The organism is Haliea sp. E1-2-M8 (assembly GCF_030649675.1).
In the GTDB taxonomy this organism is placed as follows: domain Bacteria; phylum Pseudomonadota; class Gammaproteobacteria; order Pseudomonadales; family Halieaceae; genus Haliea.
In genome coordinates, this window is the sequence record NZ_JAUTDR010000055.1 from 2,501 (window position 1) to 5,733 (window position 3,233).

Consider the following 3,233-nt stretch of genomic DNA (forward strand, 5'->3'; position numbering starts at 1 on the left):
ACCAACCTTTGATCCGGTGATGTCCGAATGGGGAAACCCACCTGGTGTAAGCCAGGTATCCTTAACTGAATACATAGGTTAAGGAGGCGAACTCAGGGAACTGAAACATCTAAGTACCTGAAGGAAAAGAAATCAATTGAGATTCCCCCAGTAGCGGCGAGCGACCGGGGAAAAGCCTGCAAGTGATAGCAGTGCGGTTAGTGGAACGGTCTGGAAAGTCCGGCGACAGAGGGTGATAGCCCCGTACACGAAAACCGCGTTGTGATACTGAGCTTGCGACAAGTAGGTCGGGACACGTGTTATCTTGACTGAATATGGGGGGACCATCCTCCAAGGCTAAATACTCCTGACTGACCGATAGTGAACCAGTACCGTGAGGGAAAGGCGAAAAGAACCCCGGAGAGGGGAGTGAAATAGATCCTGAAACCGTATGCGTACAAGCAGTGGGAGCCCCATCTTCAAGCCACTTTGGTGGTGATGAAGAATTCACCAAAGCTTTGAGTAAGGTAAGCGTCGCGCAGCGACGATCAACCGCTTAAAACAACGTAGCTTTAGCGAAGTTGTTTTGGTTGATTGACGGTGTGTGGCGATCAACCGCTCAAAGGAAGCAGAGGTGGTTTGAAGATGGGGTGACTGCGTACCTTTTGTATAATGGGTCAGCGACTTATTGTCTGTAGCGAGCTTAACCGAATAGGGGAGGCGTAGGGAAACCGAGTCTTAACAGGGCGTATAGTTGCAGGCAATAGACCCGAAACCGGGCGATCTATCCATGGCCAGGCTGAAGGTTGGGTAACACTAACTGGAGGGCCGAACTCACTAATGTTGAAAAATTAGGAGATGAGCTGTGGATCGGAGTGAAAGGCTAATCAAGCCCGGAGATAGCTGGTTCTCCTCGAAATCTATTTAGGTAGAGCGTCGTGTCTTACCCTGGGGGGTAGAGCACTGTTTGGGCTAGGGGGTCATCCCGACTTACCAACCCCATGCAAACTCCGAATACCCAGGAGTACAATCACGGCAGGCAGACAGCGGGTGCTAACGTCCGTTGTCGAGAGGGCAACAACCCAGACCGCCAGCTAAGGTCCCCAATACCAGTTAAGTGGGAAACGATGTGGGAAGGCTTAGACAGCTAGGAGGTTGGCTTAGAAGCAGCCATCCTTTAAAGAAAGCGTAATAGCTCACTAGTCGAGTCGGCCTGCGCGGAAGATTTAACGGGGCTAAACTGGTAACCGAAGCTGCGGATGCACATGTACCTCTAAACGCTATTGTTGGAGCTTGTCGACGGCTGCCGAAGGCAGACGGCGACCAAGCCCTCCCGAACGTTGAGTTGGCCTGCGGGTCTGATTTGGCACAAGGGCAGTAGTGATAGTAGCGTTTAGTGGTACATGTGCATGGTAGAGGAGCGTTCTGTAAGCCGTTGAAGGTGAATCGTGAGGTTTGCTGGAGGTATCAGAAGTGCGAATGCTGACATGAGTAACGACAAGGGGGGTGAAAAACCTCCCCGCCGGAAGATCAAGGTTTCCTGCGCAACGCTAATCGGCGCAGGGTGAGTCGGCCCCTAAGGCGAGGGCGAAAGCCGTAGTCGATGGGAAACGGGTTAATATTCCCGTACTTTTTCATAATGCGATGGGGGGACGGAGAAGGCTAGGCCAGCGCGGCGATGGTAGTCCGCGTTTAAGGTTGTAGGCTGGTTGCTTAGGTAAATCCGGGCGATCAAGGCCGAGAGCTGATGACGAGTTCTGGTGCGAGCCAGGATGAAGTGGTTGATGCCATGCTTCCAGGAAAAGCCTCTAAGCTTCAGTTATGAAGGAACCGTACTGTAAACCGACACAGGTGATCAGGTAGAGAATACCAAGGCGCTTGAGAGAACTCGGGTGAAGGAACTAGGCAAAATGGTACCGTAACTTCGGGAGAAGGTACGCCGGTTTGGGTGAAGGGACTTGCTCCCCGAGCCTGGGCTGGCCGAAGTGACCAGGTGGCTGCGACTGTTTATTAAAAACATAGCACTCTGCAAACACGAAAGTGGACGTATAGGGTGTGACGCCTGCCCGGTGCCGGAAGGTTAATTGATGGGGTTATCTTCGGAGAAGCTCTTGATCGAAGCCCCGGTAAACGGCGGCCGTAACTATAACGGTCCTAAGGTAGCGAAATTCCTTGTCGGGTAAGTTCCGACCTGCACGAATGGCGTAACGATGGCCACACTGTCTCCACCCGAGACTCAGTGAAATTGAAATCGCTGTTAAGATGCAGTGTACCCGCGGCTAGACGGAAAGACCCCGTGAACCTTTACTATAGCTTCACACTGGACTTTGACCTTACTTGTGTAGGATAGCTGGGAGGCTTTGAAGCGGTGGCGCCAGCCATCGTGGAGCCAACCTTGAAATACCAGCCTGGTAATGTTGAGGTTCTAACTTAGGTCCCTTATCGGGATCGAGGACAGTGTGTGGTGGGTAGTTTGACTGGGGCGGTCTCCTCCCAAAGAGTAACGGAGGAGCACGAAGGTGCGCTAATCACGGTCGGAAATCGTGAGGTTAGTGTAAAGGCACAAGCGCGCTTGACTGCGAGTCTGACAAGACGAGCAGGTACGAAAGTAGGTCTTAGTGATCCGGTGGTTCTGAATGGAAGGGCCATCGCTCAACGGATAAAAGGTACTCCGGGGATAACAGGCTGATACCGCCCAAGAGTTCACATCGACGGCGGTGTTTGGCACCTCGATGTCGGCTCATCACATCCTGGGGCTGAAGCCGGTCCCAAGGGTATGGCTGTTCGCCATTTAAAGTGGTACGCGAGCTGGGTTTAGAACGTCGTGAGACAGTTCGGTCCCTATCTGCCGTGGGCGTTGGAGATTTGAGGGAAGCTGCTCCTAGTACGAGAGGACCGGAGTGGACGAACCTCTGGTGTTCGGGTTGTCACGCCAGTGGCATTGCCCGGTAGCTATGTTCGGACAGGATAACCGCTGAAAGCATCTAAGCGGGAAGCCCCTCCCAAGATGAGATCTCCCTGGGGACTTGATCCCCCTGAAGGGCCGTTGAAGACTACAACGTTGATAGGCTGGGTGTGGAAGCACGGTAACGTGTTGAGCTAACCAGTACTAATTGCCCGTGAGGCTTGACCATATAATCCAAGTGATTTGCGTGACGCAACAAGGTCACGAGAGAGCTGGGTGTTGTGACAAGTCATGGTGAGAAGTAGCAAGACAGTACAACGCGTGAACAGCGGTAGCAGCTTGATTTACC

The 3,233-nt window shown here is 52.8% G+C and carries 1 rRNA gene (cut by a window edge); it reads left to right on the plus strand.

Going from position 1 to position 3,233, the window contains the following annotated elements:
- Positions 1 to 3,113 (plus strand): 23S ribosomal RNA (locus Q6D67_RS21360) (it extends 91 nt beyond the left edge of the window).
- Positions 3,114 to 3,233: the final 120 nt, after the last annotated feature.